This window comes from Methylobacter tundripaludum (genome assembly GCF_002934365.1).
Taxonomy (GTDB): Bacteria; Pseudomonadota; Gammaproteobacteria; order Methylococcales; family Methylomonadaceae; genus Methylobacter_A; species Methylobacter_A tundripaludum_A.
In genome coordinates, this window is sequence record NZ_PTIY01000012.1 from 37722 (window position 1) to 61088 (window position 23367).

A 23367-nucleotide genomic window follows, 5' to 3' on the forward strand; every position below is an offset into this window, starting at 1 on the left:
GAACTCTGCGAAAATAACTAAAATGTTTAAATCAAAAGGTTTTACCCTGGTTGAACTGATCATTGTCATCGTCATCCTGGCCATATTGGCGGCGGTAGCGTTGCCGCGATTGACCAATTTGCAGCTTGATGCCCGTATTGCCAAGCTTAATGCGGCGCGCGGCAGCGTTGCGGCCACCTCGGCTATGGTTCATGCCACCTTGTTTGCCCGCAACGGTAGAGCCGATACGGCGGCTTGCCCTGCCGGCGGCGGTACGGCTAACAACTCTACCAGTGGAACAGGTACTCTGTGTAGTGAGGCAGGCATTATTAATCTGGTTAATGGTTACCCTGCGGTTACCGCAATAGGTACATCTGGAGGCATATTGACTGCCGCAGGCCTGACAACCGTATTTAATCCAAGTCTGACAGAATTGCAGGCAGAAGGTTATGACTACACGGTGTCAGGAACGACGGCGACTTTTCAAGTTCGCGGCGGCAGTTCTCCGGCCAACTGCTCATTTACCTACACCGAACCCGTTGCTAATGCCGCCCCTGTTATCAGTATTGTGACCACATCAGGATGTTAGTTTATTGTCTCTCGGTAAATACCGAGAGGCTGTGTGGATTTTTAAACCGAATATATCCTTAACGCCATGGACATATTGAATCAAGTTCTGCTGCAATCATCGCTGATGTTTTTCTTCGGTGGCAGCATTACGGGTATTCTGGTGGGAGTAGCAATGCTGCTTAAGCCTGAACAGTTGATGCGTTTGAATCAGCAGGTTTCCCGCTGGATCTGCACTGAAAAAATCGCCGTGCAGCTTGATTGTCGGCGGCGGATAGAGCCTTTTATTTACCGGCATCATCGTCTGATGGGGGCGGGTGTACTGATCGGGGGCCTATTTGTGTTGCATACTTTTCTGTTTCGCTACAATCTTAGAGTCATTTCAACTTTGATACCTGAGAAGTACTGGTGGTTGTCGGATGCTCTGGTGTCATTACTACTGATCGGTAGCCTGTTGGCGGCGCTGATTGGTGGTATCGTGTTGAGCAAACCCAGTCTGCTGCGCGATATTGAGGCATCGGCCAATCGCTGGATTGGTACAGAACATGCGTCGTCCTGGCTCAACAGAAATCATCATTTTATCGAGCGGATTTTATTTAGCTACCACCGGCTTTTCGGTGCATGCATCTTGACCGCCAGTCTATATACTTTTGTCGCGCTCAGGTGTTATTTATTTTGTGGAGAAGGGGGGTAGAAAAGTTGTAAATTTTTAGTGATTACATTACACTAACACAAGAGCTGCGGCTCTAAGACTATAGGCCGAGGCCTTAACTTTTTTAATAAGAGATAATTATGAACACACAATTTAGAAAAGCTCAATCAGGTTTTACTTTAATCGAACTGGTTGTCGTTATCGTAATTTTGGGTATTCTGGCGGCGACGGCGTTGCCTAAATTGCAGTCTTTGGATGAAGATGCCAAATTAGCTGTGTTAGATGGGTCCGTTGCTGCAATTCAATCGGCGGCTGCAATTACTTATGCCAAAACGAAAACAGCCAATTCGTTCACAGCTATACAAGCTCAAGTCGTTTTGCCGACTGGCGTAACTATTTCAACAGCAGCATGTAGCGGAGTAGTTACCTATAGCAGTGGCGGTCAAACTAGAACTTTTAGTCTTGATGGTTCTGTTTGTAGTAACTAAACTGTCTTGACATTCGTTTCGATTTCAAAAAGGGCGTTCGCGCCCTTTTTTGTCTTTACCGGCTTGCTGTGCTTATTGCAGGCATCGCGGGAGCTTGCGTTTTTTTTCTGGTGGTTGGGCTTATGCTTATTGATAGCATTGGCTTGGCTGCAACGAGAACGGCTTTTTACGCTGTCATGGATTAGCGCCGCATTAATCGTTTTTTGTCTGATGCTGTTGACTAATGCGCTACGTCTCAATTCAGTCTATCATGCTGAAGGCATTTATTTCCCTGCAACGCTGTTACTCGCTTTCCTGGTCGCTTCGTACCGCCCTGTCTGGCTGGCGCAAACAGGCTTTAAGATATTTTGTGTTGTTATCGCCCTGATTGCTCTGTGGGCGCTGGTGCAATGGCTGTCCGGCCGGGGTTTTCTTGAGGAAAAAAGCGCGCGTTCCCTGGCGTTGTTTGCAACCCCTAATACCCTGGCGACGGCGCTCAATCTAGGCTTGATGCCGGTTCTCGGCTTTTACCTGCTGGGGCGCGGCGGGCGCGGTGTGTATGGGTTGACGTTGTTGTTGTTTGCAGGATTGCTCACAACGCAAAGCCGCGGCGGCTACTTGGGGCTATTGTCAGGCATTTTGTTTTTTATGACCTATGCCGGACAAACCTCTGTTGTTGCAGAGTGGCGGCGTTACCGGGCAGTAGCGGTCGGATTTCTCGCCGTTGTAACGTTTTTTAAGTTTTATGCCTGGCTGGGGCTGGCCAGCTGGAGCATGGATCCGGTTTTTGCCACGCTCAGTCATGGCGATTCCTCAAACCGTTGGGAAATATACCAACTCGCCTGGCGCGGCCTAGCCGAACATTTGTGGTTGGGGATCGGTTATTTTAACTTCGGCTATTATTTTGAAGCTCATAAAGTGCCGCCATTTCTCGATGGGCGCACTTTTTTCGTTCACAACGACTACCTGCAATTTGCATTGGAAATCGGCTTATTAGGCTTAGGTTTGTTTTTGTTGCTGATTGTTGCGCTGTATGGACAGCTGTTCAAATTCCGCCGGCAAGCAATGCTGGAGCAGCGCTTGCCGCTTATTCTGTCTGCGGCGGCCATTACCTCGATATTGGCTCATGCGTTGGTGGATTACCCTTTGTATATTCCAGTGTTGCTGGCTGTTTTTGGCGCTTATCTGGGCATTATCAATCAGTGTGTTGTCGACATGAGCGCAACTCATTTGCAGCTGCCGAAAATATCGGCGCAACATTTCTTAGGTTTGCGTTCCGGCTTTATCGGCAACATGCTGGTGATTGGTTTGACGCTATGGCTGGGATTACCGGCTTTTGCTTCGGCTTCTGCGGACTTTGGCTTGTATCGACTGCTGCATGGTGACGCGCAGAACGGCTTGTATTGGCATGGCGTTGCGCGGCTTTTACAGCCGCGTGAAGCAGGCTATTACTGGAGAGAGGGTGTCATCTTGCGGGATCTTGGCGTTACCCAGGCTAGGCCCGACCTGTTGGAAAAAAGTAATGCTGTTTTTAGCCAAGGACTTGAAGTTAACAAGCTTGAAGTCAATAATTTGCTGGAGAAAATAGCGCTGCATCGCCAATACGGAAGCATGCTTAAACAACCGGCTTCACATCGGGACATCATGGCCTGGATCAATTACGTCAAAAGTCAGCAACCGAATTCGGACCTGGCTCAAATCGAATACGTGCATTGTCTGGATTTTGTAGGAGCGCACGCCAAAGCGATCGAGCAAGCCAAGATACTGATGGATAGGCGTCCGAAATCCAAATCGGCGCAAAAACTGTTTGAATCGGTGTCCCATGAGTAAGCGATGCAACGGTTTTTCGCTGATAGAATTGATCGTGATCATGGTTATCATGGGTATATTGTCGGCCTACGCCTCGTCCCGGATTAATTTTACGAGTCATTCGGCCGCCGGTTGCGTTGAGACCGTCAAAGCCTCCATTAGAATGGCTCAGAAGCTGGCGATTGCGCAACGAAGCGCGGTAACGGTCAACGTGGGCGACGCTTGCGAAGTGACTGTCGGCGGCGAAAACTACCCGGCGTTGACCGGCGTTAACGTCGCTTATTCCGGCGGCGTGAGCAATCCCGAAGACTTGACTAATCCCGGCAACGTGACTTTCAATGGACTAGGGCAGCCGTTTCTGGATACGATAACTCCCATGACATCCGTCAGAATTTTTACCGTATCCGGCGGTGATGTGGTTCGCTATGTTTGCCTGGAGCCCGAAACGGGCTATGTGCATCAGGGAGTCGAAAACTGTGTTTAACCGTCAACAAGGCTTATCGCTGATAGAATTGGTTATATTCATGGTCATCGTCGGCGTGGCGATGGCGGGGGTTATTGCTTCGATCAATTACAACGTACAGCATTCAGCCGACCCGGTGGCTAAAAAGCAGGCGCTGGCCATTGCGGAAGCGTTGCTGGAAGAAATCGAACTGATGCCGTTTACCTGGTGTGACCCGGACGACGCCAATATCGAGACGGCAAGCAATTATACTGAATGCGCCGCGTTGTCAGAGAACAACACTGCGCCGGAACCCGGCGAGACACGTAGCGGCCTCACCCCCTTCGATAATGTCAATGATTACAACGGTTACTGCATGGCAACCCCCGGCTGTCCGGTAGCGAGCATTCGCGACATCACCGGTACGATAATTCCAGAGCTGAATGGATACACGGCCAGTGTGGCCGTCGCTGCCAGCGATTTGGGACCTGTCGACAGCAGCATCGCACTCGCCAGCGGCGCGGCCTTGCACATCACCGTCACTGTCACCGGTCCCCTCGATACAACCGTGGTGTTGGAAAGTTACCGCACCCGCTATACGCCGCAGGAGTCGATGTGATGCTATCCCGCAACCGCAGCCAATCCGGCTTCACCCTAATTGAAGCCGTCATGGTGATAGTGATTACCGGAATAATCGGTGTATTAGCCGCCGGCTTTGTCAGGCCCTTAGAAGGCTATTTTGATACGCTCAACCGCGCCGACCTGTCCGATACGGCGGATACCGCTTTACGGCGCATGGCGCGCGATATACGTCTGGCGCTGCCGAACAGCGTAAGAATAAATATTTCCGGCAACAGCCGCTACCTTGATTTTTTGGCGACCACCGGCGGCGGACGTTATCGTGCCGCACTTGATGCGGGGGCGGGGGATATTCTCGATTTTATCGCTGCCGACACCAGCTTCGATGTACTGGGGCCCCCCGTAACTATCGCGGCCGGAGACCAGATTGTGGTGTCTAACCTGGACGATCCCGGAGCGGACGCCTACGAGGGTAATACGCTGAGCACACATGTCCGCCGCGCCGCTTCGGTTACCGGAACGGTTGCCAATGTGTCAATTACTTCAACCAATCCGCTGCCGCACGAATCGCCCGCGCAGCGCTTCCAGATTGTCCATGAACAAGTACGCTACCTTTGCGATTTAACGACAGGCAGGCTCATCCGTTACGCAGGATTTCCCATTGCGCCGCCGGCCGCGGAAGTGCCGGTTGGGGGAAGCAACGCATTATTGGCATCGGGGGTGACGGCATGCAGCTTTACTTATGCGCCTGGGTCCGCCCAACGTTCAGGTTTGGTTACCATCAGCCTCACGCTATCCAATAATTCCGATCCGCTAGACAATGTGACCTTACTGCATCAGGTTCATGTCCAAAATGTGCCGTAATATGAAACAGCGCGGATTCAGTCTGGTCATGGCGATTTTCCTCATTGTAGTCTTAGGCGGTATCGCCGTGCTGGTTGGCCGGGTGTCTACGATGCAACACCACAGCAGCGCACTGGATGAGGAAGGAGCGATGGCCTATCAGGCGGCCCGCACAGGGATTGAGTGGGGCGTTTATCAGGCTATTCAAAACACCAGTTGTGCGGCGCTCAGCCAATTCACCCTGCCATTGACAGTGCCGATGACCGCAACGACTCCTCAAAGCACGGTTAATTATACCGTGGCAGTGGCGTGTGCGCTGACGTCATGGACTGAAGGCGCAACTGCTTTCAATGTGTACCAAATTACCGCCACCGGGGCTAACGCCGGTGTCGGAAACTACCGCGTTGAACGTCGATTAACCGCAACCGTATCAAAATGATTGCCGGGAGGGGGCGGCTTGACCGCATCGCAGGTAAAATAACAAGGTACGCGGGGGGAGCGAACTGCATCGATCGCGAACTCGAAATGACAAAGCACAATTGACGAAGCCGGAACAAGCGAGAGAGTAAAAAATGCATAGCATGATGGTCTGGAAAAATAGAGTCTGTTTCAGTGTATTCCGTTTTCTGCAAAGCTACAGCGTTATATCCGTTGCAAGAAGATGCGTGCTTATTCTTGTTGCAATGGCAATTCTTTTATCGTCTCAAAATGCGGCAATGGCTGCGGTTGCGTATGGGGCTAGCGGCAGCGCCGCTACCGGCAGTACATCGCTATCGGTTTCGTATCCAAGCGGCATCGCAGCCGGTCATTTGCTGGTGCTGGTCGTCGGCAATAAGTATCCCACCAATGGTCCGGCAACGCCGTCCGGCTGGACATTGGTTGCAAACGGCCAAGGATCGGGCGGACTTGGTTCAGCGGGTGGCGATAGAGGGACAGTCTACAACACCGTTTTTGTCAAAGAAGCGCTCGGTTCCGAGTCCGGCAATCTCTCGGTAACGCTCAGTTCCGCCAACAGTTCGATGGCGCGGATGTTTCGGTATACCAAAGCCTCCGGTGCGACCTGGAGTTATGCCGCCACGAACGGGAGCGATAATACGGCTGGAACTTCATGGTCTGTCACCGGTGCAGCTAATCCGGGGATTACTTCCGGGGACGTGTTGATTGTAGGAAGCTCGGTGAACGGGAATAGGATCAACAGCTGGACTGAATCCATTTCCGCCGCGGGCGCAACTTTCGGAGCTACTACCGAGAGAAACGATACCAACAGTAGTACCGGAGACGATATGGCGCTCGTCGTCTCGGAGCATTCCGTGACCGGCGGAGCCGCCACTGCTGCTCCCGTCTATAGCATGACAGGATCAGGAAGTGCGAGTTCTTATAGCCCAACAGGCGCATCGGTGATTTTGCGGATCAGGGAGCTCGCTCCTGTCAATTGCACCAGCCAAGCTACCGGCAACTGGAATGCGCCATCAACCTGGACGCAATGCCGTAGCGGTATTCCACTGGCCGGCGACAGTGTGACCATCGCAAACACCCATAACGTGACGCTGAATGTCAACACGCCTACGCTGACTACGTTGACCATCAATTCCGGCGGCACCCTGACCAATACCGGCAGCAACGCCATCACCCTCAGCGGTGCGCTCAGCAATGCGGGCACCTATTCCGGCGGCAGCGGCGCTGTTACTTTCGGAAGCAGCTTCACCAACACCGGCAGCTATTCCGCGGGCAGCGCCACGACTACGCTGACCGGCAATTTCAGTAACAGCGGCACATTGACTGCGGGTACCGGCGCTTGGATATTTTCGGGCAGCTCGGCGCAGTCGCTGACCGGCGCTACCGGCTTCAATAACCTGACATTAAACAACGCCGCAGGTCTTACGCTGAATAATGACGTTACGGTTTCCGGTACATTGACGTTAACCAGCGGAACATTCTCTGTCGGGGCGCACACATTGACGCTCAATGGCCCGTCGATTGCCGGCACGCCGGCTAATTTGTCGGCGACGTCGTCTTCCAGCCTGTCTTTCGGCGGCAGTTCGACCGGCGTAACCGTACCCGCCAACGTCACGGCGCTGAATAATCTGACGGTCAATAACACCAACGGCGTCACTCTCGGCGGCAGTTCGGTTACCACCACGCTGAGCGGCACGCTGGCGCTCGATGCAAACACGCTGACTACAGGCACGAACACCTTAACCTTGGCTGGAAATTGTACATCCGGCGGAGGAAACGGCAGTCTGACCCGCACCGGCGGCTACGTTGTCGGCAACCTGAAGCTGACATTCCCGGCCGGAAACAGCACGTGTATCTACCATGTCGGCGACAGTATCGGTTACTCCCCGGTCACGGTAAATATCGCTGTCAGCGTCGCCGGTACTCTGTCCGGGCGCGCCGATGCTTACGATCATCCCGATACCCTGGCCGGAGCTTCCGGTATCGACGAGACAAAAAGCGCAAACCACTACTGGACATTAACGGCAGGGACATTAACCACGACCGGTTATTCCGCGACTTTCCGGTTTTGCGCCAACTCCGCTTCATGCACGGCTACCGAAGTCGATACGGGAGCCAACACCGGCAGTTTTATCGTCGCGCAAAAGAACGCGGGTATCTGGTCGACAAAGACCGTCGGCACCAAGAACGCTTACTCCACACAGGCTACCGGCATTACCGTTTTTGGTGAATTTGCCGTCGGCGAAATTTCCACCAACAACTGTTTTAACGATACGTTTACCGGCGCGAACGGCTCTTCTCCTGGAAGCAATTGGTCAGTCGGCTACCAAAGCGGGACTTTTGGAAACCCAGTCATTTACGGTAACCGGCTGCGGCTGACCAATGCTTCAGGCACTGCCGCCACTTGGGCAACGCTGCAAAGATTGTTCCCGGGAGCGGGCAACAAGATTACTTTAGAATTCGATTTCTTCGCTTATGGCGGGAACGGCGGCGACGGCGTTGCCGTGGTTCTGTCCGATGCCTCCGTGGCGCCCGAGGCCGGCGCTTTCGGAGGATCTCTCGGCTATGCCCAAAAAAGCAACCCAGGTTCCGATTGTACGACGGTCGGCGGTTGTCCCGGATTCGCAGGCGGCTGGCTCGGAATTGCGCTAGACGAATTCGGCAACTATTCGACCAATACCGAGGGCCGCTTCGGCGGCTATGCGACAGGAATCTCACAAGCAATAGCCGTGCGCGGCTCCGGTTCGGGCATGTCCGGTTATCGTTACCTACTGGGAACCGGTACGCTGAGTCCTGAGCTTGACGACAACAATAATGCGAGTCCTCCTCATCGCTACCGGGTCGTTGTCGATCACACGGACGGTATTCACGCCTGGACTTCAGTGGAGCGCGACACCACCGGCGGAGGCACGGCCTATACGACCCTGATAGGCTGCCCGCCGGGGATAGCCAGCGGTTGCACGGCTTTCGATGTCAAGGACCCTGGGTATAGCCAGAATGCGGTCCCTTCTTATTGGAATTTGTCCTTTACCGGCTCCACCGGCGGCGCAAACAACATACACGAAATTGATTCGCTGAAAGTTTGTACCGTTCAGGGGCTTGCCAGCCCGGTCCTTCACCATATTCAAATCGAACATGGGGGAACGGCCTGTACGGCCAATGCTGCGACTGTGGTAATCAAGGCTTGCGCCAATGCGAATTGCGATGCGCTTTATATGGGCAGCGTGACGACCACGCTGACCACGACGGGGGGGACATGGTCACCCACATCGCCAATTACTTTCAGCGGCGGTCAAACGACGGTCACTTTGACAGACGGCGCTTCGCGCTCGGATACTCTGGGCGCAACCGGAACTTCGCCGACTGCGAGTAACGCGACGCAGTGTTTCAACGGCGCGACGGAAACCTGCGTTTTGACCTTCGCCACTTGCAGATTTGACGCGATCGAGGTCGGAGCCGCCGCGACTACGCCGATTTATACCAAGATGGCGAATACGGCTTTCAGTCTGGATGTATTGTCCAGGAGTTCTTCCAGCCAGACATTGACCGCTATAGAACTGGTGGATCTTAGCAGCGGCACATGTTCCAGTCCGGCCTCCGTATTATCGCCGGTGACAGTGACCGGCGGCAGTTTCAGCTTCAGTGGTAATCAGCGCAAGACATTCAGTTTTACCTACAACAATGCCGCGCCTAATGTTAAGGTGCGCTTAACGACTTCCGGCCCCGTGTATTCATGCTCGTCGGACAACTTTGCGATCCGGCCCCAGGGTTTTTCATTGGCGAGTAACGCCACGCAGACAGGCAGCAGCGGCGCTCCTGTGTTTCGGGCGGGATCGGATACCTTCTGGTTGGACGCGACAGCGCTATACGGTTCAACCACGACCACCGGTTATACCGGTATACCCAAGCTGAACCTTAACACGGGAATGACCACGACAACATTAGCTCATGTCGGTGTTCTTGGTTCCACTGCATTTGAAGCCGCCGAGAATGGCGTTGCCAGGGCAGGCAGCCTGACCTACTCCGAGGTGGGGAATTTCAGTCTTGCTCAGTACGCAGTTTATGACGATACCTTTGCCGAGGTGGACTCAGTAAAAGGGGAATGCACGTCATCTTTTAGCAATACGTTGTCTAACAGCCGATATTCCTGCCAGTTCGGATCATCCGCAGCGGGAGCGTTTGGCCGTTTCGTGCCCGATCATTTTAGGGTCTCTGCTGCGGTAGATAATGCTTGTACGGATGAGGAACATACCTACATGGGGCAGCCTATTCCGCTGTCTACCGCCATTGTGGCTCAAGCCGAAAACGCGGCGAATGGCGTGACGCAGAATTACGCCGGAGCTTACGCGCCCGGTACGATCGCTTTCGGTGCCGAGAATGGCGACGATGGGACGAATTTGTCTTCGCGCCTTACTTTTTCCACTAATGGCGGCTGGGCTTCCGGCGTCTACACGCTGACGAGCGTAAACGGTACGTTCATGCGGCCAGGGGCTAACGTTGCCGATGCTACATGGGGTTCTTTCGAGTCCTTGAATGTTGGCCTGACGGTCAATGATAACGATGTGTCGACAGTACCCAAGGTCAAGGACGCCGATATGAACCCTGAAGCAGCAGGCGGCAGTGTTTTTACTTACAAAGAATTTACCGGGAGTCCGTTAAATATCCGTTTCGGCCGCCTCAGTCTGCAAAATGCCGCCGGCTCCGAATTGCTGGCCCTGCCTATGCCGTTGACGGCTGAATATTGGAATGGCGGTGCTTGGGTTGTGAATACAGCGGACAGCTGCACCGCGCTAACCGCTCCTACGGTAGGAAACGGCTTGACGCTTAACCTCGCCAATAGCGGGACGACGGCGGCTACGTTGAACAACCCCTTGGTATCCGGTGATGCGGGTTTTACTCTAAGCGCTCCCGGCGTGACGCACGGCGGTTTCGCCGATGTGGTCATTACCTCTACTCCGGCTTGGCTGAAATTTAATTGGGATGGTTTGGATCAGGGCGATGATGGCGACCTGTTCGACGATAACCCAAGCGCCCGCGGCACTTTTGGTATTTTCAGAGGCAACAATAATTTTATTTATACCCGCGAACTTTATTAACTGATGTTACGCAGTCTTTATTGGTTGCGGAAAGGCGTCGCTAACGCGACGGTTATTTGAATCGGGTTCTCTCAGCCGAAGGCGAGTTACTTTCCGCTACGAAACCGTCCCTGGTTTTCGCTCTCCGGGCCGGCCTTATCGGCTCCTACAAAGCTTAATTTAAGAACGTGCATGAAATAACTTGAGCAAGTTTTATTTTTCATTTTTTAACCATGAAGGACATGAAGCGGCATGAAAGGTTTAAGTCTTCATGCTCTTCATGGTAATTGCCTAAATTAATTTATGTACGATCCTTAGTGGCGTGTGCCAATCGGGTAATCGTCTAACCCGATAACAGGCCGGGAATGTTTTTTGTAGAAAAACTGCGGTGCAGCTTAAAATAAGCCGATGCGTAAGCAAAACCTTAAACAATCAACACGCGAAGAATACTAAGTTGCAAACCTTACATATCATTTTAATTATCATCCTATCCGTCATTTCGGGGCGTTCTGTGAGCGCACAAGAAACAAGCAAGGCAATAGAAAATAAAGTCAAAACTCTGCTGTCTCAAATGACGCTGGAAGAAAAAGTAGGCCAGATGACGCAGGTTGACATCAAGGTCATCGGCAACATCGAGAAACAGCATGGCCGCGCCGAGGAACTGATTGATCCGGGCAAGCTGAAAGAGGCGGTAGTAAAACGCCATGTCGGCTCCATTCTTAATGCGCCTTTTACGCCCAATAACGAAGCGCTATCCATTGAAACCTGGCGGCTAATGATGCGCACGGTGCAGGAGGCTGCGGCAAAAACACGCCTCAAAATCCCAGTCATTTACGGGATCGACGCGATTCATGGCGCAACTTACACGCAAAACGCGGTATTGTTTCCGCAAGCCATCAACATGGCGGCGACGTTCAATGCGGAACTGGCTTTCAAGGAAGGTGAAATCACCGCACGGGAAGTGCGCGCCTCCGGCCTGCAATGGAATTTTTCCACGGTGATGGATATTGGCCGTCAACCGCTTTGGCCGCGCTTGTGGGAAACTTTCGGCGAAGATGTGCATCTGGCGACGGTGATGGGCACATCTTATATTAAAGGCCATCAGGGCGATGATTTTTCCGCAGCCGATAAAGCGCCTACTTGCCTGAAGCATTATGTGGGCTATAGCTATCCCCTGAACGGCAAAGACCGGACGCCCGCCTGGATCGGCGAAAGAGTGCTACGCGAATATTTTCTGCCGACGTTTGAAGCGGGCATTAAAGCCGGATCGCCGACGGTCATGGTAAATTCGGCCGAAGTCGACGGCATTCCGGGACACGCCAACTACCAATACCTGACCACGATTCTGCGCGGAGAGCTTGGCTTTAAGGGTATTGCCGTGTCCGACTGGGCGGACATCGAGCGCCTGTATACCCGTGACAAGATGGCTGCCTCCCCAAAAGAAGCGGTAAAAATCGCGGTGATGGCCGGTGTCGACATGAGCATGGTGCCGTTCGATTTTTCTTTTTATGATTTGCTGATTGATTTGGTCAAGTCCGGCGAAGTGCCGATGTCTCGCATCGATGAAGCGGTGTCCAGGATACTGACGGTCAAGTATCAGGCCGGATTGTTTGATCCGAAGCCGCTGTTGCCGATAGCAGGCAATTTCGCCACGGCTGAGGCGATAGCAGCCAACCGGCAGGCGGCCAGGGAGTCGATAGTCCTTGCCAAAAACGACAGCCACATCCTGCCGCTGAAAAAAGACGCCAATATTCTGGTGGCTGGACCCACCGCCAATTTGCTGAGTACGCTAAATGGCGGCTGGACGGTTACCTGGCAGGGTGCCGCCGAGGAGTTATATCCTCAGGAAAAACTGACGGTCCTGGAAGCCATCAAGGAAAAATCCGACGGCAAAGTGACTTATGTCGGCGGCGGTTCGTTTGATGCGCCTATCGATGTTCAAAAGGTGGTCGATGAGGCCCGGAATCACGACGTTATCCTGCTCGGTCTGGGCGAACATCCTTATACGGAAACGCCGGGCAATATTGAGACCTTAAATCTCGATCAGGTCCAGGTCGATCTTGCCAATGCCGCGATGGCGACCGGAAAGCCGGTGATTTTGCTGACCCTGGGCGGCCGTCCGCGTATTATCACGTCGATTGCGGAACGGGCTTCCGGCGTTATATTGGGCTTTCTGCCGGGCATGGAAGGCGGCGAGGCGATTGCCGACATTTTATACGGCGACTACAACCCCAACGGCAAACTGCCGATTTCCTATCCGCGCAACACCAATGGCATTACTCCTTATGACTACAAACCTATCGAGTCGTTTGAATCGAATGTTTATGATCCGCTGTACCCGTTCGGCCACGGCTTGAGCTACACCACGTTTGAAACCAGCGGCTTGAAGGTGGACAAAGACAAGATTAATCAGGGCGAAAATATTGTTGTGAACGTTAACGTCAAAAACACCGGCGCGTTAACAGGCAAGGAAGCGGTGCTGGTTTATATCAATGACGTTGCGGCTTCGGTAACCCGGCCCAACAAGCAACTCAAGGCCTTTAAAAAAGTCGAGCTGAATCCGGGGCAAACCGAAACGTTAAGCTTTACCTTAACGCCGCATGATTTGTCGTTTATTGGCGTTGATCTTAAGCGGATTGTGGAGCCGGGGGATTTCAAGGTGATGGTCGGCAATGAGACGGTCGGTTTTACGGTGACGAAATGATGCTTAAACCAGGCGATTGAAAGTCTTTTTCACCACGAAGGACACGAAGAAAAGCTAAGGAACATGCATAAATTAATTTAAGCAATTACCATGAAGATCATGAAGATTAAGCTTATAAATACAAAACTTGCTCAAGTTATTTCGTGCGCGTTCCTAAGTTAAAAAGCTTCGTGTCCTTCGTGGCTCCGTGGTGATAAGCTTTTAAACTTTTTAATCTGACATATCGATAATTTATGATCAATGTTGCCGATTCGACGAATGGTTCTGATAAAAAATCCTATTTAGGCTCGTTAATAATATTAACCTCGCTGTTTTTTATCTGGGGTTTTATCACTTGTTTGAATGATATTTTGATCCCGCATTTAAAGTCGGTGTTCACGCTGAATTACACCCAGGCAATGCTGATTCAATTTTGCTTTTTTACCGCCTATTTTGTCGTTTCCGTTCCCAGCGGGTATCTGGTTGAAAAAATCGATTACAAAGGCGGCATCATTGCCGGGTTAAGCGTCGCTGGAATCGGCTGCCTGCTGTTTTATCCGGCTGCAAGTTCGCATTCCTATCCGTTATTTCTGGCGGCGTTTTTTGTATTGGCATCCGGCATCACCTTGCTGCAGGTTGCCGCAAACCCGTATGTGACCATTTTAGGCAACCCGGAAACGGCCTCCAGCCGGTTAACCATGACTCAGGCGTTTAATTCGCTGGGTACGACGATTGCCCCTTATTTCGGCGCGCTGTTTATTCTTGCGACTGCGGTTAAAACGGCGGATGAAATCAAGCTGCTTAACGTGGACGAATTATCGGCTTATCAAGCGGCGCAGGCTGCCGCCGTACAAACCCCTTATTTGTTACTGGCTGCGGTTCTGTTTTTTATTGCGGTGATTTTTGCGCTGATCAAGTTGCCCAAAATTGAAGCCGCCGAAGCGCAGGTTTCAGGCCTTGAAGAGGATGTTCATGACAGCGCCTGGGGCTACAGGCACCTGGTGTTGGGTGCAATCGGGATTTTTGTTTACGTCGGCGGCGAAGTGTCCATCGGCAGTTTTTTGATCAATTTTCTGGGCGAGCCTTCCATTGCCGGATTGGCCGAACAAGAGGCCGGAAAGTATGTGTCGTTTTATTGGGGCGGCGCTATGGTCGGGCGGTTTATCGGGGCGGTAGCCATGCAAAAAGTCCAGCCCGGCAAAGCGCTGGCATTTAACGCGGTAACCGCGGCGGTCCTGGTTTTAATGACGATGCTCGGCAGTGGCTACGTTGCGATGTGGGCGATTCTGGCTGTCGGCTTGTTTAACTCGATCATGTTTCCGACCATCTTTTCGCTCGCGGTTAGCGGTTTGGGTAGGCATACGGGGCAGGGCTCGGGCATCTTATGCGCCGCGATAGTCGGCGGCGCTGTGCTTCCGGTTGTGCAGGGGCTGTTCGCCGATTGGATCGGCATTCAACAGGCGTTTTTTATCCCGGTGCTTTGTTATTGCTACATCGCTTATTACGGGTGGCGGGGTTGCAGGTTTATACGGTAAGGCGCAATCGTAGGGTGCAATAGCGTAGCGTATTGCACCGCATGGATGTCCAAAATATCAAATTGTCAGCATCGTTATGGTCGGCGAACTCAACTGGCCATCCTGATGAAAACCGCGCACGACAATGACATTATCGCCCTCATTTGCCAGTTTTGTTTCAATGGCATGGCGTCGGGCCAGTTTATTGGGATGGGCATGACCGGCATCATCGGCGTGTATCGGTATAACGCCCCAGTATAGATTCATCCGTTGGCAAACCCATTTATTGGCGCTGATGGCTATCAGCGGCGCGGCAGGCCTTGCAGAGCTCAACGTAACAACCGACATTCCGCCGCTGGTAATGCCGACGATGGCTTTTGCATGCAGGTCAAAGCAAAGTTGGGCGGTCGCGTCGGCGAACGCGTCCCCGAACGGCAGCGGTTTTTGTTCATTATCCCGGTGCGCCAGTTTGCCGAAAACATCCTGTTCTCTCATGAACGCCTCGGTTTGATAGATGACCCTGGACATCATTTCAACCGCTTCAACCGGGAAGTGTCCCGCCGCTGTTTCTCCCGACAACATCACCGCATCGGTGGATGAATAAACCGCATTGGAAACATCGGTCACTTCGGCGCGCGTGGGCCTGGAGTTTTCTATCATCGATTCCAGCATTTGGGTGGCGACGATGACCGGTTTGTTCAACGCCCTTGCTGTTTTAATGAGCTGGTGCTGCGCAATCGGCACATCTTCCGGGTTTAACTCGACGCCCAAATCGCCTCTGGCAATCATGATCGCATCGGCGGCGTTAATGATGTCCTGGCCGTTGGTTAGGGCTTCCGGTTTTTCAATTTTGGCGATGATATGCGTGTCGTAGCCGCTTGAGGTAATCAATTGACGCAGGTCGGTAATATCCTCGGCTTTCCTGACGAATGACAGGGCCAGGTAATCAACGCCCAGATCCAATGCAAACAACGCATCCGCCCGGTCTTTGTCGGTTAATGAAGGGCAGGAAACATTGACGCCGGGCAGGTTGATGCCTTTGTTGTTTTTTAACTCGCCGCCGTGAATGACTTCGCAGCTTATGTCTTGAGCGTCTTTTTTAATAACTTTGAGCTCGAATTTGCCGTCGTCCAGCAGGATACGATCCCCTGCATTTACATCGTCAGCCAAGGCATGATACTGGCAGGGGATAAGATTTGCCTCGCCGAGTATATCCCGTGTCGTTACCACAACCTGATCGCCATTGTTGATGATAATGCTGCCGTTTTTAAATTTTCCGGTTCTGATCTTGGGGCCGCAAAGATCGGCAAAAATGGTAATGTGTTGATGCAGTGCTTCGGCCGATTCCCGGATTATCCGGTACAGCTTGCGGTGGCTTTCATGTTCGCCATGGGACATGTTCAACCTGAAAACATTGACCCCGGCCTTAATAAGATCGTAAATAACTTCGGGTGTATCCGAAGCCGGACCCAGTGTGGCAATGATTTTTGTCTTGCGGCTGGAGAGATGGGGCATGTTGACATGGATCGGCATTTTGAGTCCTTGTTGATTGTTTTTTAATTCCCGGTTTGCATTAAGGCGGGCCTGTTTTCGGCTTTGGCCCCGCCTGCTTCAAGCTGCTTATTTTATTCCTGCAATAGTCCTAATATCCGCGCCTCCAATTCGGGATACGCGCCAAATGCGCAATCCCTGAGAATGCCTTGTTTATCCACCAGGATGTGCGAGGGAGTGCCTTTTAAATCGAAACGTTCAAACGTTTCCGCATGGTAATCGAGCGACTGAAAATAATGCCGTACCTGCCGTCTGATCTTTTGCTGATCGGCTTCCGGCCGCTGCTCGAAATTAAGGATGCGGGTTTTGATGAAGTTTTCGATGTCATGCTCGGTTGTTTCGGCCTGGCGTTTGTTCAAGCGGTCCATCGCCAGCGGAAACGGGATGCGATAGGGCAGTCGGCCTTCTGCACTAAGCTCGCCATGTTGACTTAACAAACTCAACGTTTCGCCGATCACCTCGCCGTTTTCAGCCAGACGGGTCAGGTTTTCGAGGGTGTTTTTGTCAAAATCCTCAAACGCGGTGGCGACGCCCAATACCGATAAACCGTGCTGCGCATATTTTTGGTGCAGGTCTATTGCCTGGGGCAAGGCGTATAAAAAGCAGCCCGGACAATTGACCTGAAATATTTCAACCAGTACGACTTGGCCTGATAGCCGGTCAAAATTGGTCTCGGTTCCCTGAACCCAGCAGGAAACGGATAGTGGCGGGGTTTTTCGGCCTATTTGCGCTTTCATCGTCGGCTCGCTTAAATAGCCAGAGCGCGGATTAATTCAAGTTGCGCCTCGGTAGACTCGGTTTTTCCTCGTATGCACTCCGATAACGGCACCATTTCAATTTCACCTTTATTAAAAGCCGTGACATGGCAGCGCAGTCCCTGGTGAAGCGCCTGCACCGCAGCATACCCCATTTGCGAGGCAATCAGGCGATCCAGTGCGGTAGGTCTTCCGCCGCGCTGGATATGCCCCAAAACGCAGGCGTGGACGCTAAGATCGTACTGCGTCATCAGTGTGTCTTTTATTTCGTAGGATAAGCCGGATTTTTCGCCTTCGGCCACGATGATAATCGATGATGTTTTGCCCCGAGCCGTGCCTTTATTAATGTCGTTGACAATCTTCTCGTAATCGATCGCCTGGTTTGACAGCACCACATGCTCGGCGCCGGTACAGATGCCGACTTGCAGCGCAATGAAGGATGACCTGCGGCCCATGACTTCGACCAGGAAGGTTCGCGCATGCGCCGAAGCGGTGTCCCTGATGTTGTCTACGGCGTTGACCGCGGTCTGTACGGCGGTGTTGAAGCCGATCGTGTATTCGGTGCCGGAAATGTCATTGTCAATGGTGCCGGGTATGCCGATTATCGGGATGTCATGTTCCTGGTGCAAGGTCATCGCGCCGGCAAACGAACCGTTGCCGCCGATCACAACCAAGCCGTCAATATGTTTTCTGGATAGAATGTGCGCGGCTTCCTGCCTGATTCCAGGGGTGTGGAACTCCTCGCAGCGCGAGGTGTCGAGAATGGTGCCGCCGCGCTGGATGATATTGCCGACGGAGGACAGGCTGAGTTTGTGGATATTGCCCTCCAGCAGACCGGAATAGCCTTTATAAATCCCGTAAACTTCAATGCCAAGGCCGATAGCCGTCCTGACTACCGAGCGTACCGCCGAATTCATGCCCGGACTATCGCCGCCGCTGCACAGCACGCCCAAAGATTTTATTGTTTTTGTATTAGCTTCCATAGGTTCCGGTTACGGTGTGAGGGTTTATGTTGCGCCTATTGTAGTTTATTTTGAATAATCTACAGATGCGGCGCGGTTTCAATGAGGATACTTTTAATATATCGTTTATTTCCAGTTAAAAATAATTTTTGCGCGGCCGCTGCCGTCATTGTCTTTGCCGGTTTTTTGATGTTGATGCGGTATACGGGACGGATAAGCCGGGAGTGATTGATAAGACGGATAATAATAGGGGTAAAATTGGGGAGGCTGCATATTTTGCCGCTCCAGCGCATCGGCCTGCCGTTTTGCCTCATAGGCTTGCTGCTGTTGATATTCGGCGCTTTTTTTCAACGCTTCAACAGAGGCTTTTCTGTCCAGTTCGGCTTGCAGCTCTTTTTCGGCCTTGATTCTTGCCGCTTCGCGCGCCGCAAAATCCTCCTTCCAGGCTTTGAGTTTGGCTTCTTCCTCGGCAATCTTGCGCGGGTCGGGTTTTGGGATCTCGATAGCTTGCTGTTTTATCGCAGATTGGCAGGGCGTAGACTGGTAAACCGTTTTGCCCGATTTCAACTGACATTTAAAAACCTCGGCGTAGGCGGATGAAATGCCCAGGATCAATAAAATAAAAAATATCTTTTTCATAGTTGCATGTCCCTATCGATCGGTTTTGGCGGGATCATACAAACAATCCTGATTGGGCGTCATTTAAATTACGGATTAGGCTAGAAAAGGCGAAAGGCGAAAGGCGAAAGGCGAAAGGCGAAAGGCGAAAGGCGAAAGGTGGTTTTTGTCCTTTGCCTTTCGCCTTGTTTATCCCGCTGAATCGTTAGGGCCTTGCCGAGCCAGCGCCCATATTACATGCTCCCTGACCATCTCGGATTGATGGTCGAGCATGGGCTTTAAAGCATCGGTAATAAGCGGCGAGGCGGGAGCATTGCCCAAGGCAACGGCGATATTCCTGAGCCAGCGTTGATGGCCGATTCGCCGTATCGCAGAGCCTTCGGTTTTTGCCAGGAATTCCGTTTCGGTCCATGCGAACACTTCAAGCAATTGCCGGGTGTCGAGCCGATGCCTGGGGTTAAAGTCCCGTTCGCCGGTCAGTTTGGCGAAGCGATTCCATGGGCAGATGATCTGGCAGTCGTCGCAGCCGTAGATGCGGTTGCCGATCAGCGGCCTTAAATCTTCCGGTATCGAACCGTGCAGTTCGATAGTCAGGTAGGACACGCAGCGCCTTGCATCGACTTGGTAGGGAGCGACAATCGCCTGAGTTGGGCAAATATCCAGGCAGGCGCGGCACTCGCCGCAATGCGCTGTGGCCGGGCTGTCGACCGGCAGCGGCAGGTTGGTGAACAGCTCGCCTAAAAAGAACCACGATCCGGCTTTGCGGCTGATGACATTGGAATGCTTGCCGATCCAGCCTAATCCGGCTTTTTCGGCCAGGGCCTTTTCAAGCACCGGAGCGCTGTCGACAAAAGCCCGCATGGAGTCCGGGAGCAGGGGGCCGATTTCCGCTTGAATCTTGTCGGCCAGTTTTTGCAGGCGGTTGCGTATCAGTTTGTGATAGTCGCGGCCCAGCGCATAGCGGGAAATATAAGCGGAAGCCGGGTCAGCCAGCACTTGATTCATCGTAATGGCGGATTCGGTTTGGTAATCCATGCGCACGGAAATAATGCGCACAGTGCCCGGATGCAATAGCTCGGGCCTGCTGCGTTTAAGACCGTGGCGCTGCATATAGTCCATCTCGCCGTGGAAGCCATTGTTCAGCCAGTTTTGCAGGTGGGCTTCCGCTTCCGGCAAACCGGCGTCGGTGATGCCCACTTGTTGAAAGCCCAGCTCTTGTCCCCATTGCTTGATTTGCACGGCGAGGGTAGTCATTTGTTGGTTATTGATGTCCATAGCGGGCGACGGGAGGCGAAGGATTGAATGTAGATGAAATGGAACTGATTAATAAGCCGAAACGTTAAATGTAGTCGCTTTGCTTAAATGCAGCGTTAGGGACGGGATTGCGAATCCTGTACTGCTAAAGGAACTATACTCATCGGGCTTCAAAATTCGGCATCTATGCGCCCTCTCCTGCTGGAGAGGGTTGGGAAGAGGAGATTTAAAAACTGAATTTTGAAGTGCAAACACTATAACCTTGCATATGCCCCTTACCGGTACACCTCGTCATGGCTGCCTACATCTAGCAGGATGATTTCTTTATCCGAAAACAGTAGGGTTAGGGTAAGACGATAGCTTGAAGTGATACTGACTGCTTGTACGCCCTTTAGCTTGCCGCCAAGCGAGTGATACCTGAGGTACGGTTGAAAGGGATCGCGCTCCAGATCGCCGAGAATCGCAGCAAACTTTTCCTTCAATTCCGGGTGCTGCTTTAGAAATTTACCGGCCGTGCGGGTAAAGCCTGCCGTCCAAACGAGGGTGTACATAGCTCAGCTTTCCATGTCCAGTTCCTTGAGCAACTCCTCCGCCGTGCCGCGTTGCACCCGCCCGGCGCGCAAATCTTCCAGCGAGGCCATTACCCGCGCCGTGTGCGCTTCGTCTTCCGCCTCCAGCAACGCCTGATAGCGAGCCTCGGAAAGCACCACATATTGCGGCTGATTGTTTCGTATGACATGGACATCACCTTTGGTAATGAGCTCATCTACGGCGGCAATCCCGCGCCGCTTGATCTCCTGTGCAGGGATGGTATTCATATTTATACTCCTTTTGGTACTTAATAAGATATTAAAATACCACGCCAAGTGCTATAGAACAACAGACCCAGTCAACATTTAAAAATACGCGGTACTCGACGAAATACTCAGGCTATAGGATGTGCCGACGATAGGAGGCGCATCATTCGCGAGATGATGCGCTTCACTTTTCAGCCAAGCTTTTTACTACTGCGTTATAATCAAATCCAGCCAATAAAACCTGTAGGGAAGCGTTGAGCAAATCATTTCCGTTGATGGTTCGACAGGCTCACCATGAACGGAATCAGTATGTTACCGTTTTCTTGAGCCCTTCGGCTACGCTCAGGAGAGCCCTGTCGAAGGATTAAATCGGCGTTTCCTTTAGGTTTCTCGGTGCTACCCAGAGGACCTGCCGGTTGCCGCTACGAAACAACATCACAAGACATGCAAAATTTACCAATAAAACTCTATCGCGCCGCGCAGGTCAGGGAAATGGATCGAATCGCGATACAAGAACGCGGCATTCCCGGTTTTGAATTAATGAGCCGGGCAGGGCATGAAGCGTTCCAGCGCATTAAAAAACAATGGCCGGACGCCCGGTCGGTGGCCGTTTTTTGCGGTTCCGGCAATAATGCGGGCGACGGTTATATTATTGCCGCGCTGGCAGTGGAAGCGGGGTTGAACGTTTGCGTATATGCGGTTTCGGAGCCTGATAAACTGACCGGCGATGCATTATCCGCCTACCGGAAATACAGTGCAGCCGGTGGCGCGGTTATGCCGTTTCAGGCCGGGCAAGCCATCAACACCGATGTGCTGGTTGACGCGCTGCTGGGTACCGGATTGGACAGGCCGGTTACCGGGCTTTACGCCGAAGCGATACAGACCATCAATGCCCATCCGTCCCCTGTGATCGCCGTGGATATTCCGTCCGGTTTAAATGCCGACACCGGCAACGTGATGGGTTGTGCGGTAAAAGCCGCTTGCACGGTTACTTTTATCGGTTTGAAACAGGGACTGTTTACCGGACAGGCAGCCGAGTATTGCGGCGAGATATGCTATGCGCAACTGGGCGTGCCCGAAGATGTGTTTATGGGGCTTAAAGCCTCGGCGACGCGTGTAGTCAAAACCTCATTGCCGCGCCGCGACCGTTGCGCGCATAAAGGCAGTTGCGGGCATGTGCTGATAATAGGCGGCGAACTGGGGTATTCCGGTGCGGCCCGGATGGCCGGCGAGGCGGCGTTGCGGGTCGGCGCAGGCTTGGTCAGCATAGCGACCAGGGTCGGGCATGCCGGGTTGATGAACCTGAACAGGCCGGAATTAATGTGTCATGGCGTGGAAACAGCCGGGCAGTTGGCGGCGTTGCTGGCAAAAGCCGATGTTGTCGTGGTCGGGCCGGGATTAGGGCAAAGCGATTGGGCGAAAGCGCTGTTTAATGCCGTGATAAGTTCAGCAAAACTGATGATAGTCGATGCAGACGGCTTGAATCTCTTGGCCGCTTCGCCAACCGCAAAGCCGGACTGGATTTTAACGCCGCATCCGGGTGAAGCCGGTCGACTGTTAAACTGCACGACTGCGGGCATACAGCAAGACCGGTTTGCGGCGGCCTTGTCCATTCAGGTTCGCTACGGCGGCGTTGCGATTGTTAAAGGCGCAGGCACATTGATTGCGTCCGAACACGAACTTGCCGTTTCCAACACCGGTAATCCGGGTATGGCATCCGGCGGCATGGGCGATGTGCTGTCTGGTGTGATTGCCGCATTGCTGGCTCAGGGCTTGTCTTTAAAGGATGCGGCGCAGCAAGGGGTTTATAATCACGGTCTGGCGGCGGATTTGGCCGTAGAAAAAGACGGGGAAAGAGGCTTGCTGGCCGGTGATTTAATGCCTTATCTCAGACAATTGGTAAATGAATGAAGACATATTTAAAGGATACCGAAGCGACAGAACAGTTTGGCGCGAAGCTTTGGGCGGAGTTGCCGACAAAATGCGTGATATTTTTGCAGGGCGATCTTGGCGCAGGAAAAACAACGCTGGTCAGGGGCTTTCTCAGGGCGGCAGGTTACACCGGCGCGGTTAAAAGCCCGACCTATACGCTGGTCGAAGAATATACGATAGCGGGGCGCAAGATATTTCATTTTGATTTGTACCGGGTCGCCGATCCCGAAGAGCTGGAATGGATAGGCATAAGAGACTATTTTGATCAGGATTGCGTGTGTTTTATTGAGTGGCCGGATATGGGCAAAGGCTTTTTACCCGAGCCGGATAGGGTCATCAGTTTGGCTACGGACGGGAACGGGCGCTCACTGGAATTACACGGCAACTCACAAAGTTAAAAAAATAGTTATATAACCGGCCTAGAAAAACAAT

The 23367-nt window shown here is 52.6% G+C and carries 20 protein-coding genes; 13 read left to right on the forward strand and 7 right to left on the reverse strand.

The genetic code is table 11. From position 1 onward, the window contains the following. Positions 1 to 22: 22 nt before the first annotated feature. The 11 genes from B0F88_RS19870 to fucP all read left to right on the forward strand — a co-directional run bounded on the left by B0F88_RS19870 (position 23) and on the right by fucP (position 15087). The gene (locus B0F88_RS19870) at positions 23 to 568 is read left to right on the forward strand and encodes a prepilin-type N-terminal cleavage/methylation domain-containing protein (protein ID WP_104424632.1); all 546 of its coding nucleotides are present in this window, start codon (positions 23 to 25) and stop codon (positions 566 to 568) included. A gap of 75 nt (positions 569 to 643) precedes the next feature. Then, complete coding sequence (locus tag B0F88_RS14400; protein ID WP_146083355.1) at positions 644 to 1240, forward strand: hypothetical protein; 597 nt, start codon at positions 644 to 646, stop codon at positions 1238 to 1240. Positions 1241 to 1338: 98 nt separating this feature from the next. After that, positions 1339 to 1686, forward strand: a complete 348-nt coding sequence (locus tag B0F88_RS19875) for a prepilin-type N-terminal cleavage/methylation domain-containing protein (protein ID WP_104424634.1) — start codon at positions 1339 to 1341, stop codon at positions 1684 to 1686. A 6-nt stretch (positions 1687 to 1692) separates the two neighbouring features. Continuing rightward, positions 1693 to 3495: an O-antigen ligase family protein gene (locus tag B0F88_RS14410; RefSeq protein ID WP_104424635.1), complete on the forward strand. Its 1803-nt coding sequence runs from the start codon at positions 1693 to 1695 to the stop codon at positions 3493 to 3495. Continuing rightward, positions 3488 to 3958 (forward strand): type II secretion system protein, encoded by a 471-nt coding sequence (locus tag B0F88_RS14415; protein WP_104424636.1) that lies wholly within the window; start codon positions 3488 to 3490, stop codon positions 3956 to 3958. Before B0F88_RS14410 ends, B0F88_RS14415 begins: the two co-directional genes overlap by 8 nt. Next, a complete protein-coding gene (locus tag B0F88_RS14420) occupies positions 3951 to 4535 on the forward strand; it encodes a prepilin-type N-terminal cleavage/methylation domain-containing protein (RefSeq protein ID WP_219820868.1) in 585 nt (194 codons plus the stop codon). The genes B0F88_RS14415 and B0F88_RS14420 overlap by 8 nt, the downstream gene beginning before the upstream one ends. Continuing rightward, on the forward strand, positions 4535 to 5359 hold the full coding sequence (locus B0F88_RS14425) for a PulJ/GspJ family protein (protein WP_104424638.1): 825 nt from the start codon (positions 4535 to 4537) through the stop codon (positions 5357 to 5359). Before B0F88_RS14420 ends, B0F88_RS14425 begins: the two co-directional genes overlap by 1 nt. A gap of 1 nt (position 5360) precedes the next feature. Continuing rightward, positions 5361 to 5777: an agglutinin biogenesis protein MshP gene (locus tag B0F88_RS14430; RefSeq protein ID WP_104424639.1), complete on the forward strand. Its 417-nt coding sequence runs from the start codon at positions 5361 to 5363 to the stop codon at positions 5775 to 5777. 133 nt (positions 5778 to 5910) lie between these two features. Next, complete coding sequence (locus tag B0F88_RS14435) at positions 5911 to 10890, forward strand: DUF6701 domain-containing protein (protein WP_146083357.1); 4980 nt, start codon at positions 5911 to 5913, stop codon at positions 10888 to 10890. Positions 10891 to 11380: 490 nt separating this feature from the next. Then, complete coding sequence (locus tag B0F88_RS14440; RefSeq protein WP_258076682.1) at positions 11381 to 13573, forward strand: glycoside hydrolase family 3 N-terminal domain-containing protein; 2193 nt, start codon at positions 11381 to 11383, stop codon at positions 13571 to 13573. 233 nt (positions 13574 to 13806) lie between these two features. Continuing rightward, the gene (gene fucP, locus B0F88_RS14445; RefSeq protein WP_104424641.1) at positions 13807 to 15087 is read left to right on the forward strand and encodes an L-fucose:H+ symporter permease; all 1281 of its coding nucleotides are present in this window, start codon (positions 13807 to 13809) and stop codon (positions 15085 to 15087) included. 57 nt (positions 15088 to 15144) lie between these two features. Here the strand turns inward: fucP and pyk are convergent, their stop codons facing one another. The 7 genes from pyk to B0F88_RS14480 all read right to left on the reverse strand — a co-directional run bounded on the left by pyk (position 15145) and on the right by B0F88_RS14480 (position 21024). Further along, a complete protein-coding gene (gene pyk, locus B0F88_RS14450) occupies positions 15145 to 16599 on the reverse strand; it encodes a pyruvate kinase (RefSeq protein WP_104424642.1) in 1455 nt (484 codons plus the stop codon). A 92-nt stretch (positions 16600 to 16691) separates the two neighbouring features. After that, positions 16692 to 17354: a peroxiredoxin family protein gene (locus B0F88_RS14455; protein WP_104424643.1), complete on the reverse strand. Its 663-nt coding sequence runs from the start codon at positions 17352 to 17354 to the stop codon at positions 16692 to 16694. 11 nt (positions 17355 to 17365) lie between these two features. Continuing rightward, positions 17366 to 18355: a 6-phosphofructokinase gene (gene pfkA / locus B0F88_RS14460; RefSeq protein ID WP_104424644.1), complete on the reverse strand. Its 990-nt coding sequence runs from the start codon at positions 18353 to 18355 to the stop codon at positions 17366 to 17368. 105 nt (positions 18356 to 18460) lie between these two features. Continuing rightward, positions 18461 to 18973, reverse strand: coding sequence for a DUF4124 domain-containing protein (locus B0F88_RS14465; protein ID WP_104424645.1), 513 nt, complete (start codon positions 18971 to 18973; stop codon positions 18461 to 18463). Between the two features lie 168 nt (positions 18974 to 19141). After that, positions 19142 to 20227 (reverse strand): tRNA epoxyqueuosine(34) reductase QueG, encoded by a 1086-nt coding sequence (gene queG, locus B0F88_RS14470; protein WP_104424646.1) that lies wholly within the window; start codon positions 20225 to 20227, stop codon positions 19142 to 19144. A gap of 254 nt (positions 20228 to 20481) precedes the next feature. Continuing rightward, the gene (locus B0F88_RS14475) at positions 20482 to 20757 is read right to left on the reverse strand and encodes a type II toxin-antitoxin system RelE/ParE family toxin (RefSeq protein WP_104424647.1); all 276 of its coding nucleotides are present in this window, start codon (positions 20755 to 20757) and stop codon (positions 20482 to 20484) included. 3 nt (positions 20758 to 20760) lie between these two features. Further along, a complete protein-coding gene (locus B0F88_RS14480; protein ID WP_104424648.1) occupies positions 20761 to 21024 on the reverse strand; it encodes a type II toxin-antitoxin system Phd/YefM family antitoxin in 264 nt (87 codons plus the stop codon). Between the two features lie 423 nt (positions 21025 to 21447). Between B0F88_RS14480 and B0F88_RS14485 the strand changes: the two genes are divergently transcribed. Together B0F88_RS14485 and tsaE are read left to right on the forward strand one after the other, a co-directional pair. After that, positions 21448 to 22914: an NAD(P)H-hydrate dehydratase gene (locus tag B0F88_RS14485; protein WP_104424649.1), complete on the forward strand. Its 1467-nt coding sequence runs from the start codon at positions 21448 to 21450 to the stop codon at positions 22912 to 22914. Next, on the forward strand, positions 22911 to 23333 hold the full coding sequence (gene tsaE / locus B0F88_RS14490) for a tRNA (adenosine(37)-N6)-threonylcarbamoyltransferase complex ATPase subunit type 1 TsaE (RefSeq protein ID WP_104424650.1): 423 nt from the start codon (positions 22911 to 22913) through the stop codon (positions 23331 to 23333). Before B0F88_RS14485 ends, tsaE begins: the two co-directional genes overlap by 4 nt. Positions 23334 to 23367: the final 34 nt, after the last annotated feature.

Coding starts and splice junctions, on each gene's coding strand:
- B0F88_RS19870 (WP_104424632.1), top strand. CDS start 23: ATGTTTAAATCAAAAGGTTTTACCCTGGTTGAACTGATCATTGTCATC.
- B0F88_RS19875 (WP_104424634.1), top strand. CDS start 1,339: ATGAACACACAATTTAGAAAAGCTCAATCAGGTTTTACTTTAATCGAA.
- B0F88_RS14415 (WP_104424636.1), top strand. CDS start 3,488: ATGAGTAAGCGATGCAACGGTTTTTCGCTGATAGAATTGATCGTGATC.
- B0F88_RS14425 (WP_104424638.1), top strand. CDS start 4,535: ATGCTATCCCGCAACCGCAGCCAATCCGGCTTCACCCTAATTGAAGCC.
- B0F88_RS14430 (WP_104424639.1), top strand. CDS start 5,361: ATGAAACAGCGCGGATTCAGTCTGGTCATGGCGATTTTCCTCATTGTA.
- B0F88_RS14435 (WP_146083357.1), top strand. CDS start 5,911: ATGCATAGCATGATGGTCTGGAAAAATAGAGTCTGTTTCAGTGTATTC.
- fucP (WP_104424641.1), top strand. CDS start 13,807: ATGATCAATGTTGCCGATTCGACGAATGGTTCTGATAAAAAATCCTAT.
- pyk (WP_104424642.1), bottom strand. CDS start 16,599: ATGCCGATCCATGTCAACATGCCCCATCTCTCCAGCCGCAAGACAAAA.
- B0F88_RS14455 (WP_104424643.1), bottom strand. CDS start 17,354: ATGAAAGCGCAAATAGGCCGAAAAACCCCGCCACTATCCGTTTCCTGC.
- pfkA (WP_104424644.1), bottom strand. CDS start 18,355: ATGGAAGCTAATACAAAAACAATAAAATCTTTGGGCGTGCTGTGCAGC.
- B0F88_RS14465 (WP_104424645.1), bottom strand. CDS start 18,973: ATGAAAAAGATATTTTTTATTTTATTGATCCTGGGCATTTCATCCGCC.
- queG (WP_104424646.1), bottom strand. CDS start 20,227: ATGGACATCAATAACCAACAAATGACTACCCTCGCCGTGCAAATCAAG.
- B0F88_RS14475 (WP_104424647.1), bottom strand. CDS start 20,757: ATGTACACCCTCGTTTGGACGGCAGGCTTTACCCGCACGGCCGGTAAA.
- B0F88_RS14480 (WP_104424648.1), bottom strand. CDS start 21,024: ATGAATACCATCCCTGCACAGGAGATCAAGCGGCGCGGGATTGCCGCC.
- B0F88_RS14485 (WP_104424649.1), top strand. CDS start 21,448: ATGCAAAATTTACCAATAAAACTCTATCGCGCCGCGCAGGTCAGGGAA.
- tsaE (WP_104424650.1), top strand. CDS start 22,911: ATGAAGACATATTTAAAGGATACCGAAGCGACAGAACAGTTTGGCGCG.